Genomic DNA, 15,777 nt, shown 5'->3' on the forward strand with positions numbered 1-15,777 from the left:
GGATTCCCATCTTTTTTCTTTGAATGTATTGGCAAAGGGAGCATACAAAAACGGGGCCGAGCGATGCGGTCCCGTTTGTTTTGTTATTACGTATAAACGATATCGTAAGTAGATTTAATGACTCCATTCGCATACTGCTTCATATCCACTAAATCTAGCTTGAGACGTGGCTTAACACTACCAAATAGAGGTGTACCTTCCCCGACCATCACCGGATTCACCTTCAGTACTAATTGATCAATCAGTTTATGTTCCAGTAACGCCCCTGCCAATTCACCGCCCCCACATAGCCACAACTTGCTGTTTTCTTGCTGTTTGAGATTTTTGATAATTTCGATGGCATCGCCTTTGACCAGCTCGACTTCTGCATTGGACTCAAACTGCATGGAGCTAGAGAAAATATAATGCTTGATCCCCTTATAGCCTGGTTCGCCTGGTTTGGCCCCGAATTTAAACCCAAATTCGTAGGTTTTGGCGCCCATCAGCACAGCATCATATTCCTGAATTTCAGATAAAAAGTCCGGTACATGTTCACCTTCGAATAAAAAGAGCGTGCTGTCGATGTCTCCATCCATCATCGCTTGATCCGCAATGAAATTGTCTAACGATACGGCGACATGATAAATTAATGAGGCCATTTGGAAATCCCTCCTTTTTTCTCCATTCCATTTTATGTGAAAATAATAAGGGCTTGCACGCATTTTCATTTGAAGAGGAGGATCGACATGAAGCAAATGACGCCGGAAGAGCAAGTGCTTCTTGAGGAATTGTATAGATCGGACGAAAGAAAAGTAGAAATTCTCCACTTCTTGGCTAGGAAGGGAAGCATGATTACTCTGACCTTTCTATTACCATTTGCTTTGGAGAAAAGAGAAGAAATACAAAAGGCAGCGCTTGCGGCTATTCATCAAATAACCTCACGCCTGCGTAAACAAGATTTCATTAGCTTGGATCAATACATACGGAGATTGACCCCTTATTCAAATAAAAACCAATTGGCAGCGTGGCATGAATTGTTGCCAGAGGATATCCGGGAGTTTTCGATAAACGATGAGTCGGACCTTTGTTTCATCGGAATTTGCAGCTTCCATCGAAACGGTTATGTAAGGGAAGCAGCAGTTGAAATGTTGTTAAAACAGGTTACGGGTGCGGAGATTCCCTTTTTGCTGATCCGTTTGAATGATTGGCAACCCAAAATTCGTTATCTGGCGTTTAAGGCATGTAAGCTGAGATTCCGTCCAAATTATGTGAAGCACTTTCTCGAATCCGTTTTCTTGTTGAAGCATTTGTCCGCATACTATAACCGTGAAAAGTTCTCCGATTTCCTAGAGGAGATCGACGCAATGTTTCGTCATCCAAATAATAGGGACGTGGTACGCAGTGGTTTTCACTCAAAAGATCCGGTTGTTCGGCGATTTTGCTTTGATTTGGCAAACAACCTTCACGATATCGATCCGGATGAGGTTATTGCAGAGGCTTTGATTCAGAAGGATGCCTTGATCAGGCTCCAGATGGTTAAGCATATGTGCAAACAGGACGAAAATGATCGCCTGCAAAGATGGCTCGATCAAATTCGACGTGACGTTTTTCCTCCTATTCGCCAACTGGCCCTACAAGCTTATGTGGATCGCTTTCCTGAGGAATCGACTGATGCCTTGCTTGCTGCTCTGCTTGATGGGCATAAATCCATCCGCGAAATGGCCCGATTTTATTTGAAGGACAAGAAGATCGATTTCGCTGCCTTCTATCGAGAAAAATTGGTTGGTACCGAGGAGCAGGTGATACCAATAGCGATTGTGGGAGTAGGCGAAACGGGTGTGAAAGCAAATGATCAATGGATTCTCCCGTTTTTGCGCCATGAAAATGAACGGATACAACGAGCAGCAGTGAAGGCACTCGCTATGCTGAATCCAGAAGATCACATCGAAGTTTTTATCCGCGCTTTGCAAACCAATAAACGAAGCGCATCTCGGGAAGCAAGACAAATACTAGCGGATAGGATAGAGCTTCGTCATGCGGACATGCTTTGGGAGATGCTCAAAAAAGATGTGGGCCTTCACGTGAAGAAAAACATTCTCTTCTTATTTTCGAAGATGAACAAGGCAGACAGTATTTCATTATTATTACGGGCATGTGTTGTGCAGGAAAAAGAAATACGCGATGATGCAATCCTGTATGCCGAGCAGTGGCTGTATGGATATAATAGAAGGTTCTATCTGCGATTAAAGGATGAACAGCGTGAAAAAATTAGCCAAATGCTTGGTGAGGTTCGAGAGTTTCTGCCGGAGGATATAGCTGAATCCGTCGAGTCGCTTCTTGCGAATAAATAAGGAAGGGGCACCTTTATAGGTGTCCCTCTACTTCGTATTTTCAGTTTGTCCCCAACAGTTCTTTTAAGGTGTTATCAATAAACGCGGTATCGACAGGGTTAAGTCCAAACCCAGCCAAGTGTCCCCAGATCGATTCAATCGGCTTAAAGGTAGCGTTCGGGATGTGCTTCGTCTCATATTCACTGTCTTCTGGCGTGAAATACAAATCAGTCCGTACGGGCATCACAACCGTTCGTGCCTGGATGCTTCGTAACGCCGCCTCAAAGTCTCCCTTGTACCTATCATTTTGGCTTATGTCGGCATGCTGCCACGTCCACATCATCGCCAGCAAATCGTTTGCATCCGAAGGAACAAAGCTCTCCTCCCAAAATCCTGAGATAAATTCGGAAAGTGTCTCATAGCCCAAAGCTTTATAGCATTCCTCGCGGTAAAATGGCTGCGAAAACCCCCAACTCGCATAAACGCGCCCCAAGGTACGCAAGCCAACCTCGGGAGATGCTGTATACTGCCCGTTATTCCAAGCTGCATCGGCCTGCAATGCTGCTCGGATCCCTTCGATCAAGACGATGTTATGCGGCCATGTTTTTGCGGTTCCGGCAAACGGAGCCAATCGTTCAACCATATCTGGGTAGCTCGCTGCCCAATGAAAAGCCTGGATGGCCCCCATCGACCAGCCGGTTGCCAGCGCAATTTTTTTGATGCCAAACCTCTCCGTAATGAGTCGATGCTGAAGTACGACATTATCGTAGATTGTAACGTGTGGAAAATTGGCCTGATCATATGGACTTGCCGTATTGCTAGGGGAGGACGATAGCCCGTTGCCGAGCATATTGGGAATGATGATAAAATATTGATTCGGGTTCAAAGCCTTATCTTCCCCGATGAGCCATTCGTTTTGGTAATGCTGGTCTCCAAATGAAGTAGGAAATATAATGACGTTATCCTTGGCTGCGTTGAGCGTGCCATACGTTTTGTAAGCAATAAATGCATGCGGTAGTGTCACGCCTGACTGCAAGCGAACCTCTCCCAAGTGAAAAATGTCGTAATCCATCTCGCATTGCTCCTTTGTAAGCATGATTTTTTTCAACTATAAACGTTCCCGTACAGGGGAAAGTCAAGGGAATGATAGATTGGGGTTTTTCCATGTTTAAGATCAGTGAATTTTCCCGATTGAGTAGAGTGTCTTTAAAGACGCTTCGTTTTTATGACCAGATTGGCATTTTGAAGCCAGCGGATATCGACAAAGAGACTGGCTATCGGTTTTATGTAGCAGAGCAATTGGTTACGCTCAATCGAATCCTCATGTACAAGGACTTGGGATTTACGTTGCAACAAATTCAGCAATTGCTGCATGAAGAGATGTCCCTGGAACAAGTGCAAGGCATATTCAGGCAAAAAGAAAGGGAAATGGAACAGCTGCTTGAGGCGGAGCAAGCCCGATTGAAGCGAATCAAGGAGCGTCTGCTAACGATCGAGCAAAAGGGGTACGTAGAACAAGAGGTTGTCTTTAAACGAGTCGAAGCCCAAAAAATTGTCTCGTTCCGTTCAGAAGGTACGGTAGAAGAGATTCCGATGCTTTTCGATCGGCTGGCTCAATATGCTGGCAAGCAGCAGAGAGGAATGCTTCCTCCCATCGTTTTGTGGAAGGAGTCGGAGAGAGACGAGAGGGTATTCGAATTGGAGATCGGCTATGTGCTCAAACAAGACATTCCTTTGCCATCCGACATGCTAGAAATACGTATGCTGCCGGAGGAGCCAATGATGGCCACCCTGGTCCAGCGAGTAGAACCATTCGTTCCTTCTACGGCCTGCATAGACTTGGCAAAATGGATAGAGCGAAATCAATACCGGATCAAAAAAGATCAGCCAGGCAGAGAAAACTATCTGCAATCCTCACATGGGGGCGATACGTATGTAGAAGTACAAATTCCCATTGAATCCCCATGAAGAAGGCCAGTACCTGTATAGACGACGAGGTACTGGCCTTTTGCTTGTGTTCATTTGACGCTGATGGAAGGCAGGTAGTACAGTAAAGTTGAACGGAAATACAGAAAATTCCAAAGGGGAAAGAAGGGAATCCTGCTATGAATAGAAAAGCACGTCGGTTCATTGATCTGAGTGTGCCTCTTGATCGTCTGGCAAAAGAACCGTTTCCACCTGAGATTCAATACAATAGTCATGAAGAAGGGGCTGTCCAAGCTGCGCAGTATTTTGGCTTGCAGCCAACGGATTTTCCCGAACAGAAGGCATGGGCGAGTGAAACGGTGACACTCACGACACATACAGGAACACATGTAGACGCACCTTGGCATTATTGGCCTACTTCAGAGGGAGAGCCAGCGAAAACGATTGATCAGTTGCCGTTGGAGTGGTTTTACGGAGATGGTGTCCTGCTTGATTTTAGCGAAAAGCCGTCTGGCTATGAAATCACGGTGAATGATGTAAAACAAAAGCTCGCCCAAATCCAATACGAACTGAAACCGTTCGATATTGTCCTGATCAGGACCGATGCGGATAAAAGATACTATGAAGAGCACTATTTTCAATCACATGCAGGAGTATCCGCCGAAGCAACACATTGGCTGATTGATCAAGGTATCAAGGTCATGGGAACCGATGGGTGGGGATGGGATATTCCGTTTTCCGTTCAAGCTGCTGATTATAAACAAAATCCGCGCGATGGCGTTTTATGGGCGGCTCACTATGTGGGAAAAGAGAAAGAGTATTGCCAAATTGAAAAGCTGGCGAATTTGGAGCAATTACCGAGGGCCTACGGGTTTACCGTTTCTGTGTTTCCTGTAAAAGTGAAAGGAGCGAGCGCGGGATGGGCACGTCCGGTTGCGATTTTTGAGGAAGAGGAGTAGTTGCATGGGCATGAACAAGAGAGCGAAAGTTCTGTTCCTCTTATTCTTCTTGGGCCTTTGTTTCATCATGATCGCGTATATTTCGCTGATCGGGTATCCTGCATTGCCATTCGAATCCAAGTCCAAAAGAGAAGTGACGGAGCTGTTGGAAGAAAACACGGGAACAATCGTCAAATTGACGACGGAGGAAAACGTCGATTGGTATGGATATGGGCCGCAAGCGAATCAAGCTTCAGCGGCAGAAGCGATGAAACGGGCAGTGACAGAAAAAGGCTGGACCTTTATTCAGCAAGAAGGGGCCGGATACTTTTTCGAACGAGGGAAAGAGAAGATGATCATCACGTCACAAATGTGGACGGGCAACTATGTACTCTTTCGAATCCCCGCAGGTTCGCTTTCCACAACAAATATTTCTCTCGTAAACAAACAGCACAAGGCCGATACCCCGCAGCAATAGCGGTAGCCTCATCAGCAAAAAATACACGATGGCGCACATAACCGCCTCGCGCAATGGCTCTAATGGCAGAGGGACAATCCAGTCGGCCATATATTTTACCTGGCTTGTAGCCGCCAAATGTACCGGGTGTATCGCTTTTATAAAACTGGCGATCGGCTCCCAGCAGGGTGTACGTTTTCGCAGGCATGTGGCTTCCTCCTTTATTGGTTGATGTCGGTACATTCACTCCAACAGGAGGAAGCCATAGCAAGCCTACATGGATTTTTTTACGAGAATTTCGGAATCGCGAAGTAGGCAGTCAAGCGGTGGTTGATCTGCTCTTCGGTGAGCTCTGGGAACAATCTCGCTTCCTTCACCATATCGTACAGACGCTCCATCGGCTCGCGGCCATCGGCTTTCTTTGCCTTCGCGTCGTTTTTGAGCAGCTCCCAAATCCCAACCACATACTCGCGTCTGGTGATATCTTGTTTGCGGAAAAAGAAATCGAGTCGCTCCACATGGTCCATGAATTCGTCGCCGAAGCGCTTGTCCGCTTCCCCGCGCAGGAGGGCGATTTCTGCCTCGTACATCGGACGTTCGTTGCCTTTTTCCTTGCTGATCCAAGGTGTCTCCAGTACAATCGGCAGGTGACGGATTTTCTCGTGATTCACGATGTAATTCATCGCATCAAAGCCAATGAGTCCCGCACCGATTGGCGCATGGCGGTCTTTGCCTGCTCCGCGGAAGTTTTTGCTGTCATTCAAGTGAACGACGGCGAGACGCTCCAAGCCGATTGTCCGGTCAAACTGTTCCAAGACGCCATCGAAGTCGTTGACGATATCATAGCCAGCGTCGTGAATGTGGCAAGTATCCATGCAGACGGTCAGCCTGCTGTTGTCTTCTACTTTCTCGATGATGGCTGCGATTTCCTCAAAGCTGCGACCGATTTCCGTCCCTTTACCCGCCATCGTCTCCAACGCGATTTTCACGTCGGTGTCTTTGACGCCTGTCAGAACCTCATTCAAGCCTTCCGCGATCCGCGCTATGCCGTACTCTGCATCCTTGTCTGTGTATGCGCCAGGGTGCAGCACGATATTTTTGACGCCAATGTAGTCGGTCCGGCGAATCTCTTCTTGCAGAAAGCGGACAGCGAGCTCATAGGTATCGTCCTTGTAAGAGCCCAAGTTAATAATGTACGGAGCATGTACCACAATTTCATCCACGCCCTGCTTGGCCATTACTTCTTTGCCTTCCGTAATGTACTGGTCCTCGATTGGTTTGCGGCGGGTGTTTTGCGGTGCTCCCGTGTAGATCATAAAGGTACTCGAGCCGTAGGTGGCTGCTTCTTCGGCGGCATTCAGCAGTCCCTTACCGGAGAATGATACGTGCGAACCTATTTTTAGCATAGGATAGAACCTCCTTTGATTAATAAAGAAAACGCCATAAATAAAAAGTAGCGTACGACTCCCAATTCGTCCAAGCCTTGGACAGCTCTCGTATTTCTGCTTTTGTCGGCTTTTTTTCTTTGCCTAGTAAAAATTTGATCGCATTATGCAGGCCGACATCGTCAATGGGAAAAGCAGAGGGAATTCGCAGACAGCGCATGAGCACATAGTTGGCCGTCCACGGTCCAATCCCACGGATACTGGTCAATCGTTTCTCCGTGGTTTGATAATCTCCTCCGTCCCATAATAGCTCTTTCGATAGTTTCCCTTCAACGATGAGTTGTGCGACGTCAATCAAATACTCGCATTTCTTGGTCGTCATGCGCAATCCATCCAGATCAGCGACGGTCAATCCGGCGATTTTTTCTGCTGTCGGAAAAAGCCAATACGTCTCTCCTTCGAACTCTACCCGTCTTCCGAATGTCTCTACCAACCGCCGTTTAAGCGTATACGCATAGGTCAGATTAATTTGTTGTCCAAGGATTCCCCAACTGAGCGCTTCAAACAGGTCGGGAATGCCCATGGTCCGCAGCCCGTAAAACTTTTCAACGGCCTGCTTTAGAAGAGCATCCCCTGCGGCAAGCTCATAAAACGGAACCAGGTCTCGATCGAGATCGAACCAATCGCGGACATAGCGTGCTACCTCCATCCGGACTTTTTCAGTGGGAAGCGAAGGGCTGAGAAAGCGCACAGTCAATCCTTGATCGTTATCTGCGTGAATTTCGACTACTTGTGAATCTTGTTCGATCGGAATGGCTTTGTAGAGGCGCCCGTTTTGAATGTGAAACATGCATTCGTTGGATGCTCTGGACAAGTATTGAAGATTTTGCGAAAAGCTGAATTCCTTAGGTACGGACAAGATCATTTCTTCTCTATTATCGACCCAAGTCGAGTGTGGTAGACCGCTTGTCATGCGAAAACCTCCTGTCTGACTTCCTCCTAGTTTTATAACAAGAAAAGCTACCCTGTCATTTCGTTATCTTGCTATTTTAATCTTCTAGCAGTACGGATCACGCAGCGTGGGGGTATACTGTCGGTAAGAGCAAGCGATTCGAAAACGGCTATGACAAAGGAGATGAAGTGTCTTGGAGGAACGGGTAACCGATGAGCGATGGCAGGCCATTATTCATAACGATGCGTCCTACGATGATCAATTTTTTTATGCGGTAAAAACGACGAAGATCTTTTGTAGACCGTCGTGCAAGTCGAAGCCGCCGAAGAGGGAGAACGTGCGGGTTTTCCAAAATGCAAGCCAAGCGATGCGGGAAGAATTTCGCCCATGTAAACGCTGCAAGCCCACGGGAGAGAGGTTGCCCGATCGTGAGTGGGTGGCACAAATTACACAGTACATTGATTCTCATTATAACGAAAAGCTGACGTTGGAGCATTTGGCTGATATGTGCCATGGCAGTCCGTTTCATTTGCAGCGAACCTTTAAGCGACTTATGGATATGACGCCCGTGGAGTACATCCAGAAAAAGCGGATAGAAAGGGCGAGAGAGCTGCTGGCTCATTCGAACAACCAAATCGCAGATGTTGCGCAAATGGTAGGAATGCCGAATACGCCGTATTTTATCACGTTGTTTAAAAAGATGACGGGCAAGACGCCGAGTGAATATCGCCAACTGTACGTCAAACAACAAACGACATAAGCGGCTCGTGAAATGTGATATCTTTAGAAGTAAGAAGCATCTGCATCCGAGAATAACCACCACTGTCTGATGGATTCACCACAACCACCGGGTGCTTTCCTTGATTTCTGGACCTCTGCCTATCAAGAGATTGAAGATGAGAAAGAAAAAGGAGCTCTGCCAAGATGAACGATACGAAAACCTTACGAGAAGTATTTAAAAAGACGACTTATCAAATCGCCGGGCACAGCAAGAGAGACCTCCTTCAATTGCAGCAGGTCCTGTCCAGGGTGGATGGGAATGTGGAGGGTGACATGTACGGAACAGGCGAACTCATCGAGGATTTTCAGCGCAAGATGGCCGAATATTTGGGTAAAGAGTCTGCCGTGTTCTTTCCCAGCGGTACGATGGCCCAACAAATCGCGTTACGCATCTGGTGCGATGAGAAGGGTATCAAAAAGGTCGCCTATCATCCGCTCTGCCACTTGGAGATTCACGAGGAAGATGGGCTCAAGGAGCTGCATCAGATTGAGGCTGTTTTGCTGGCGGATAAAGACAGCGTGATTGAACTGGACGATGTTCTCGGCATGGACGACGATATCGCGTGCCTGTTGCTGGAATTGCCACAACGTGAGATTGGCGGACAGCTGCCCGCGTATGAGGATTTAGAGGCGATCTCCCGTTATTGTCGGGAAAAAGGAATTCGGCTGCACCTGGATGGTGCCCGGCTTTTGGAAATTCTGCCGTATTACCAGAAGTCAGCCGATGAGGTTTGCGCCTTGTTCGATAGCGTGTACGTTTCCTTTTACAAAGGGATAGGCGGAATTGCCGGAGCGATCCTGGCTGGGGATGAAGACTTCACGAAGCAATCGAAGGTATGGAAAAGACGTCATGGCGGAGACTTGATTAGTTTGTACCCGTATATTGTTACGGCAGAATACCATTTTGAGCAGAGAAAGCATAAATTCAGTCAATATTACGAGCATGCAAAAGAACTGGCGGAGTTCTACAACCAATGCCAGGGGATATCCACGAGACCGGCCGTGCCTGTATCCAACATGTTTCATGTGCACGCAGATTTGCCGAAAGAAGAGCTCGAGCGTATCATGCTCTCACTTAGTGAAGAAACAGGAATTGGCTTCACGCATTATGTAAGACAGGACGACGAATCTTCTAGCTCCTATGAGGTAAGTATTGGCGATCGGTATGCGATGATCCCGAAGGAAGAGCTGGTATTAGCATTCGAAAAGCTAAATCAGAAAATAGCAGAGCAGAAATCAAAAGCCGACTAAATGAGTCAATTTCGGGGGTGGTGGCAGTCTGGTGCTTACCGATTCCTACCGGGCTGGCGCGAATTGTTCCGAAAGCAGAGAAAGGAACCGATATGTTCATTATCAGACCGTACGAAAAAAGCGACTACCCTTCGATCATGGCTTACGATTTGCCGCAAGAACAAGCGATCTACACATCTATGCCAGTCGATGTGATCGAAGCATCTCAAAACAATCCTGGTCATAAGACCTATGTGGTTCTCGACCAAGGCCAGCTAATCGGCTGTTTTGCCTTATTCACACCACACACAGGCAATCCCTACACACCAAATGACAGAGCGATTATTTTCAAATCATTTTCGATCGATTCCCGCCATCAAAAGAAAGGCTACGCCTTGCGAGTATTCCATGGCTTGGCTGACATCGCGAGAGAGCATTACCCGGAGCGAGATGAAATCGTGTTGACGGTGCATCATACGAATACTCCAGCGATCCAGCTGTATAAGAAGGCGGGGCTAATCGATCAAGGATGGAGATTTGCGGGCGAGTATGGCGAGGAGTTGATTTTTCATCTGGATTTGACAGCTTCAATATGACTTGCTAAAATGAATGACAGTCAGTCATTGGTGGCGGTTCGGTAAAAGGAGGGAAGCGACTTGGCAATCAGCAAAGACGATAAATATTCCAAGATCCTCAACGCAGCTATCGAAATCATCTCGGAAAAAGGACTGGATAAGACGTCTATATCCGATATCGTCAAAAAAGCAGGGATTGCGCAAGGGACGTTTTACTTGTACTTCCCATCCAAAATAGCGCTGGTCCCAGCAATTGCGGATAATCTGCTATCGATTACATTCCAGCGGATCAATGATAAGCTGCTGGGAAAAAGTGATATCGAGAGTGTTCTCGAAGTGTTGGTCGATGAGACTTTTTCCTTTACGGATGAATACAGGGATGTCATCATCCTTTGCTATTCCGGATTTGCCCTTGATAATTCATTGGAGACATGGGGAACGATCTACAAGCCTTTTTATGAGTGGATGGAAGGCGTCCTCGTAAAAGCGATCAATGATAACGCCATCTCGAAAGATATTGATGTGAGATGGACGGCCAAAATCATTATTACGCTTATCGAAAATACAGCGGAACGCTATTACAGCAGCGACCAGAAGAATGTAGCACCAGATGAATATAAAGCGGAAATCCTTCGTTTTTGCAAAAGAGCATTAGGTGTCCAATAAAGAAGTATTGGAGCATATCCAATTCTTTTTTATTTGGCAGGAAATGACTGACGTTCATTCATTTTCATGCAACAAGAACTACGAAGAGGTGATTACCATGGCATGGTTTTACTTAATCATTGGCGGAATGATCGAAATTGCTTGGGCATTGGGACTGAAGTTCTCGGATGGGTTCACGAAGCCTGTCGTGAGTGTGGTCACGGTTCTATTGATCGTTACCAGCTTCTATTTTTTTGCTCAGGCAATGAAGCGGATTCCAGTCGGAACTGCGTATGCGATCTTCACGGGGATTGGTGCAGCGGGAACGGCCGTTGTTGGATTTATGTTCTTGGGTGAGGATATATCTTTCTTGAAAATCTTTTTTATCCTGTTGCTGCTCACGTGCATTATCGGATTGAAGCTGTCGAGCAAGCCGGAAGAAGAGAACGCATAACAACTTGGAGGTGGACAGTATGGCATGGGCGATGTTGATTATCGCAGGTTTCGCAGAAATTGGCGGGGTGATTTCATTAAAGCTGACTGAAGGATTTACAAAATGGAAGCCAACGGTTGCCTGTTTGATCTTTGCAAGTATTAGCTTTTATTTGCTCTCGACTGCTGTACAGACGCTCCCGGTCGGAACAGCTTATGCCGTATGGACGGGCATTGGGTCAGCAGGAAGCGTGCTGGTAGGGATGTTGTTTTTCAAAGAGTCGAGGGACAGGATGCGGATTCTGTTCATTACAGGGATTGTCATCAGTATTGTTGGTTTGAAGTTCATCGCTTAATGATAGCGAAAAGCCTCTTTCTGGCAGCGTATGCTGTAAGAAGGGGGCTTTTCGCTAGGTTTTCACTGGTTCGCCTGTATGCCAAATCGGGTAAACAATTGCCAGATCAGCTCTCGTCTGCTGGACACCCCGGTTTTTACGAAGATGGACTTCAAATGATCCTGAACCGTATAAGCGGAGATGTGCAGTGTGCGTGCGAGCTCCTTCGTGGAAGCGCCGCGGACAATCTGGTCGAGTATTTGCTTCTCCCGCACTGACAATCCATACGCTTCGGCGATGAGAGGCAGCATGTCAGCAGGTTTTGCGGGACCGAACAATACAGCCAAGTGGACCGTGCTGCTTTGGCTGTTCATGGGGCTTGCCTGAATCGTCATGTAAGGGCCATCTGGCATGCGAATACAGACTTTTGCCATGGATGTCGTGTGACCTGATTCTGCCAGCTGGGAGAGTGCCCGCGAGCAAACCGCTCGCACTGGCCGGGGCAAGGTATCGCGATCAATCGACTCCCATTGGCGCAGCAGGGTCAGCCATTTTTCTGCTGTGGGATTGGCAGCGAGCAGGGTGAACTGATCCGACAGCATCAATATCCCCATCTCTTCTTCTATCCACGTATTCTCCTCAGCGGGTAAGGACAGACTCGTTTTTCGCAACTGATACGCAATCAGCGGAGCCAAAGCCAAAATACATTCACGCTCCTGCTCAGAAAAAAAGGGACGCCCCTGCGAACGAAACAGCGTCAAATAGCCCCAGCATGCACCGTCGTACTTGAGAGCGGCACGCATTTCATCATGAAAGCCACCGAGAGACAGAACATTGCGATAGCGGTCACTGCGTTCAAGCTGGCCCTCGGTCGCTTGGTTCAACGTCGCGACAGGCTCAGCCGCTTTGCACAAATCATCATACCGGTTGAAGTCCTCGCGCAAGTATTCATGCTCAAAAATGCCATGATGAATGGCTTCCACCCCGTCTTCTGTAATGGCTCCGGTGGACAAAAGTGTTTGCGGATCAACGGCGGTACAGCAGGCCCCGTCAAAAGGGACGAATTCTCGCAACAACTGCAAGAGCGCTGTCCGATAGTCTTGTGAAGAGTGAGAAAAGCGTTCAGCCAGTGCCATCACTTTTCGTTTGCTCGCTTCCTGATTTGTGTTCATCTGCATTCTCCTGTACGTCTATTGGCAAAAGGAAAATCCCAGCTTTGTGGGATGGTGCTCTCCTCGATCCTCTCTATAATTGAGAATGATTCTTAGTATAAATTTACAAGATACGCGAGGAGTTGGAAAGACCGTATGAGCCAGCAGCAGCGCTTTTTCATGTTGATCGCGATTTGTCTGGGTGCATTCTTGTCACATTTTACGGCGGGGATTGTCAATGTTTCGCTTCCTCAGTTCACATACATTTTTCAGACGGAGCTGGCGATCGCACAATGGATTACAACGGGTTATTTGCTTGTCATTGCGTCTCTTCTTCCTTTCATGGGCAAGCTGGGAGATCGATACGGGCATCGTGTGCTGCACAATTACGGCTTCCTGCTGTTCACGGTAAGCTCTGTCTTGGTGGCGTTTTCGACGACGATCACGATGCTGCTCATGCTTCGAATCGTGCAAGCCATCGGAGCGGCTATGTTCCAGGCTACCAATATCGCCCTCATTGCTATTTTGCTCCCAAAAGAAATGCGGGGAAGGGCAATGGGGATCATGAGTACAGCTGTTGCGCTTGGCGGCATGACCGGGCCGATTGCAGGTGGGATGATCGCGTCGTGGTTGAGCTGGGAGTGGCTGTTTCTGATTCATGTTCCTGTCGCCATCTTGGCTACGGGGCTGGCTTTTCGTTACATTCCTTCCCACGAGCAGACGAAGAAGGCCCGTTCACTTGATCTCGTTGGGGCAGGTCTGTTCATGCTGCTGGTCAGCTCAGTCATTATCGCGATCTCCAATGGAAACGGGTGGGGCTGGGCTTCAGAAGGGATGCTCATTCTTTTTGGGGGTGTACTCGTCTTGGCATGGGCGTTCGTCTGGTGGGAACGGCGACAGTCAGTGCCGTTTCTGCCCGTGGCGGTCTTTCGCTTATCAGCTGTGTCCAGTGGACTGTTTATTAGCTTCACTTCGTTTGTGCTCGCTAATCTCGTACTGGTTGTCCTGCCGTTCTACTTGCTTGATCAAGTACATGAATCCCCTTTGACGGCAGGGTATATGATGACTGCTTACCCACTGCTGCTGGCGCTGACGGGTCCTTTTAGTGGCTGGGCTTCAGACCGCTATCGAGGACGGCCGCTCATTTTTGCAGGTCTCGGTGCCATGGGGGCAGGGATGACCGTCTTGGCGATCTGGCTAGAGGCATTATCTGCGGTGGAAATCATCGCGGTACTGGCTTTGGTAGGAGCAGGTATGGGGCTGATTGCTTCGCCCAACAACAGCTACATCATGCGCCACGTTCCGATAGAGCATGCGGGCGCGATCGGAGGCATGATCGCCTTGACGAGGAATGCAGGGATGGTGGTCGGCGCAGCGTTGGGACTGGGCATGATGAACGGCGAATCGAGTCAAGCTGTGCAGCCGACGATCGATGCGTATCGTGCGGTTTTTGAAGCAGGAGGACTGATCTGCCTGAGCGGTTTGTTTGTCTGGTGGTATGCAGGACGTCTGGAGCGGCAGAAAAAGAGGGGCACAGAGGTGGAGAAGGCATGAGCAAGGATCGAATTGTGGTCGTCGGAGGGTACGGTCATGTAGGGGCAATCATATGCAAGAATTTGGGTAACGCATATCCGGGGCGGGTGTATGCAGCCGGACGAAGCTTGGAGAAGGCTGAAGCATTTTGCCGAGAAGCAGATGGGAAGGTGCTCCCGCTGCAACTCGATATTCACAAGCCGTTGGACCAAAGCCTGCTGGAAAAAGTAAAGCTGGTGGTCATGTGTCTGGACCAGACGGATACGGCGTTTGTGGAAGGGTGTGTGCGGAATGGAACGCATTATCTCGATATTTCGGCGAATGGCCATTTTTTGACGCAAATCGAACAATGGGGGAGACAAACTGAAACGAAGGACATGGGAACCGCCGTGCTCAGTGTAGGACTGGCACCAGGACTGACCAACCTGCTCGCAGGGGAAGCTCATCGCTTGCTGGATCAGGTGAATGAGCTGGACATATTCGTTATGCTTGGTCTCGGTGATCGACACGGGAAGGCCGCGATTGAATGGACTGTCGATAACTTGTGCACGAGCTACGAGGTGATCAACAATCATCAGCGTGTAACCGTAGAGAGCATGACAGAGGGCAAGCTTGTTGATTTTGGACCTGAGTTGGGGAAAAAGCACGCGTATCGATTTCCGTTTTCCGATCAGCAGACATTGGCGCGCACTTTGGGTGTCCCCACAGTATCAACGCGACTTTGTTTTGATCTGGATGGGATGACGAAAGTAGTAGCGGCCCTTCGGAGCATAGGAATTTGCCGATTACTCCATCAGCCAAAAGTACGGGAAGCCACGATTGAAGCGTTTGGGCGTTGGAAAATGGGGGATGATCGGTTTGCCATCAAGGTAGAGGCACGGGGAAAACGGGGAACTAACGAGGCGACAGTTGAGTGTCTGCTTTACGGGCGCGATCAATCCAACATGACCGCAATGGTGGCGGCTGCCGTAGCAAAATCGCTGTATGAAGAGGCGTTTCCTCCAGGAGTCCACCACATAGAACAACTGTTTTCATTAGAAAAAATGAGATTTTGGCTGGAGCAGGAAGCATCACTGACCATTTTTGTCAGGGAAGCCGGTCTATGATAGAGCTATCGACGAACCAAAGA

18 protein-coding genes are annotated in these 15,777 nt (G+C 48.2%); 12 read left to right on the plus strand and 6 right to left on the minus strand.

The window, feature by feature from the left end; translation table 11 throughout:
- Window positions 1–86: 86 nt before the first annotated feature.
- Window positions 87–638, minus strand: a complete 552-nt coding sequence (locus FB479_RS28690; protein ID WP_142067503.1) for a dihydrofolate reductase family protein — start codon at window positions 636–638, stop codon at window positions 87–89.
- An 87-nt stretch (window positions 639–725) separates the two neighbouring features.
- On the opposite strand from FB479_RS28690, the gene FB479_RS28695 reads away from it, so the two are divergent.
- Complete coding sequence (locus FB479_RS28695; protein ID WP_142067504.1) at window positions 726–2,330, plus strand: HEAT repeat domain-containing protein; 1,605 nt, start codon at window positions 726–728, stop codon at window positions 2,328–2,330.
- Window positions 2,331–2,370: 40 nt separating this feature from the next.
- Here FB479_RS28695 and FB479_RS28700 read toward each other — a convergent pair whose 3' ends face one another.
- Entirely contained in the window at window positions 2,371–3,381 is a 1,011-nt protein-coding gene (locus FB479_RS28700; RefSeq protein ID WP_142067505.1) for an alpha/beta fold hydrolase, read from the minus strand.
- 92 nt (window positions 3,382–3,473) lie between these two features.
- Here FB479_RS28700 and FB479_RS28705 point away from each other — a divergent pair, with 92 nt between their 5' ends.
- The 3 genes from FB479_RS28705 to FB479_RS28715 all read left to right on the plus strand — a co-directional run bounded on the left by FB479_RS28705 (window position 3,474) and on the right by FB479_RS28715 (window position 5,651).
- Window positions 3,474–4,277 (plus strand): MerR family transcriptional regulator, encoded by an 804-nt coding sequence (locus tag FB479_RS28705; RefSeq protein WP_106657448.1) that lies wholly within the window; start codon window positions 3,474–3,476, stop codon window positions 4,275–4,277.
- Window positions 4,278–4,414: 137 nt separating this feature from the next.
- Window positions 4,415–5,194 (plus strand): cyclase family protein, encoded by a 780-nt coding sequence (locus FB479_RS28710; protein WP_142067506.1) that lies wholly within the window; start codon window positions 4,415–4,417, stop codon window positions 5,192–5,194.
- Window positions 5,195–5,204: 10 nt separating this feature from the next.
- Window positions 5,205–5,651 carry a hypothetical protein gene (locus tag FB479_RS28715; RefSeq protein WP_255438782.1) on the plus strand — a complete coding sequence of 149 codons (447 nt, stop codon included), beginning with the start codon at window positions 5,205–5,207 and terminating at the stop codon, window positions 5,649–5,651.
- On the opposite strand, the gene FB479_RS28720 is transcribed toward FB479_RS28715, so the two are convergent.
- From FB479_RS28720 to FB479_RS28730, 3 genes are all read right to left on the minus strand, one after another.
- Window positions 5,533–5,838 (minus strand): Ada metal-binding domain-containing protein, encoded by a 306-nt coding sequence (locus FB479_RS28720; protein ID WP_115984539.1) that lies wholly within the window; start codon window positions 5,836–5,838, stop codon window positions 5,533–5,535. The two genes, FB479_RS28715 and FB479_RS28720, sit on opposite strands and share 119 nt — an antisense overlap.
- Before the next feature lie 79 nt (window positions 5,839–5,917).
- Window positions 5,918–7,036 (minus strand): deoxyribonuclease IV, encoded by a 1,119-nt coding sequence (locus FB479_RS28725; RefSeq protein WP_142067508.1) that lies wholly within the window; start codon window positions 7,034–7,036, stop codon window positions 5,918–5,920.
- Window positions 7,037–7,055: 19 nt separating this feature from the next.
- Complete coding sequence (locus FB479_RS28730) at window positions 7,056–7,988, minus strand: DNA-3-methyladenine glycosylase 2 (RefSeq protein WP_106657402.1); 933 nt, start codon at window positions 7,986–7,988, stop codon at window positions 7,056–7,058.
- A gap of 172 nt (window positions 7,989–8,160) precedes the next feature.
- Here FB479_RS28730 and FB479_RS28735 point away from each other — a divergent pair, with 172 nt between their 5' ends.
- From FB479_RS28735 to FB479_RS28760, 6 genes are all read left to right on the plus strand, one after another.
- On the plus strand, window positions 8,161–8,727 hold the full coding sequence (locus tag FB479_RS28735; protein WP_106657401.1) for a bifunctional transcriptional activator/DNA repair enzyme AdaA: 567 nt from the start codon (window positions 8,161–8,163) through the stop codon (window positions 8,725–8,727).
- A 164-nt stretch (window positions 8,728–8,891) separates the two neighbouring features.
- Window positions 8,892–9,998 (plus strand): threonine aldolase family protein, encoded by a 1,107-nt coding sequence (locus FB479_RS28740; protein WP_142067509.1) that lies wholly within the window; start codon window positions 8,892–8,894, stop codon window positions 9,996–9,998.
- A 20-nt stretch (window positions 9,999–10,018) separates the two neighbouring features.
- Entirely contained in the window at window positions 10,019–10,573 is a 555-nt protein-coding gene (locus FB479_RS28745) for a GNAT family N-acetyltransferase (RefSeq protein WP_255438783.1), read from the plus strand.
- 60 nt (window positions 10,574–10,633) lie between these two features.
- Window positions 10,634–11,218 (plus strand): TetR/AcrR family transcriptional regulator, encoded by a 585-nt coding sequence (locus FB479_RS28750; RefSeq protein ID WP_142067510.1) that lies wholly within the window; start codon window positions 10,634–10,636, stop codon window positions 11,216–11,218.
- Window positions 11,219–11,315: 97 nt separating this feature from the next.
- Window positions 11,316–11,651 carry a DMT family transporter gene (locus FB479_RS28755; RefSeq protein ID WP_142067511.1) on the plus strand — a complete coding sequence of 112 codons (336 nt, stop codon included), beginning with the start codon at window positions 11,316–11,318 and terminating at the stop codon, window positions 11,649–11,651.
- A 19-nt stretch (window positions 11,652–11,670) separates the two neighbouring features.
- Window positions 11,671–11,985, plus strand: a complete 315-nt coding sequence (locus FB479_RS28760) for a DMT family transporter (protein WP_106657397.1) — start codon at window positions 11,671–11,673, stop codon at window positions 11,983–11,985.
- A gap of 62 nt (window positions 11,986–12,047) precedes the next feature.
- On the opposite strand, the gene FB479_RS28765 is transcribed toward FB479_RS28760, so the two are convergent.
- Window positions 12,048–13,136 carry a response regulator transcription factor gene (locus FB479_RS28765; RefSeq protein WP_142067512.1) on the minus strand — a complete coding sequence of 363 codons (1,089 nt, stop codon included), beginning with the start codon at window positions 13,134–13,136 and terminating at the stop codon, window positions 12,048–12,050.
- A gap of 135 nt (window positions 13,137–13,271) precedes the next feature.
- Here FB479_RS28765 and FB479_RS28770 point away from each other — a divergent pair, with 135 nt between their 5' ends.
- Both FB479_RS28770 and FB479_RS28775 read left to right on the plus strand, forming a co-directional pair.
- Window positions 13,272–14,669 carry an MFS transporter gene (locus FB479_RS28770; protein ID WP_142067513.1) on the plus strand — a complete coding sequence of 466 codons (1,398 nt, stop codon included), beginning with the start codon at window positions 13,272–13,274 and terminating at the stop codon, window positions 14,667–14,669.
- Window positions 14,666–15,754 (plus strand): saccharopine dehydrogenase family protein, encoded by a 1,089-nt coding sequence (locus FB479_RS28775; protein ID WP_142067514.1) that lies wholly within the window; start codon window positions 14,666–14,668, stop codon window positions 15,752–15,754. Before FB479_RS28770 ends, FB479_RS28775 begins: the two co-directional genes overlap by 4 nt.
- Window positions 15,755–15,777: the final 23 nt, after the last annotated feature.

This window comes from Brevibacillus sp. AG162, from assembly GCF_006715575.1.
GTDB lineage: Bacteria > Bacillota > Bacilli > Brevibacillales > Brevibacillaceae > Brevibacillus > Brevibacillus brevis.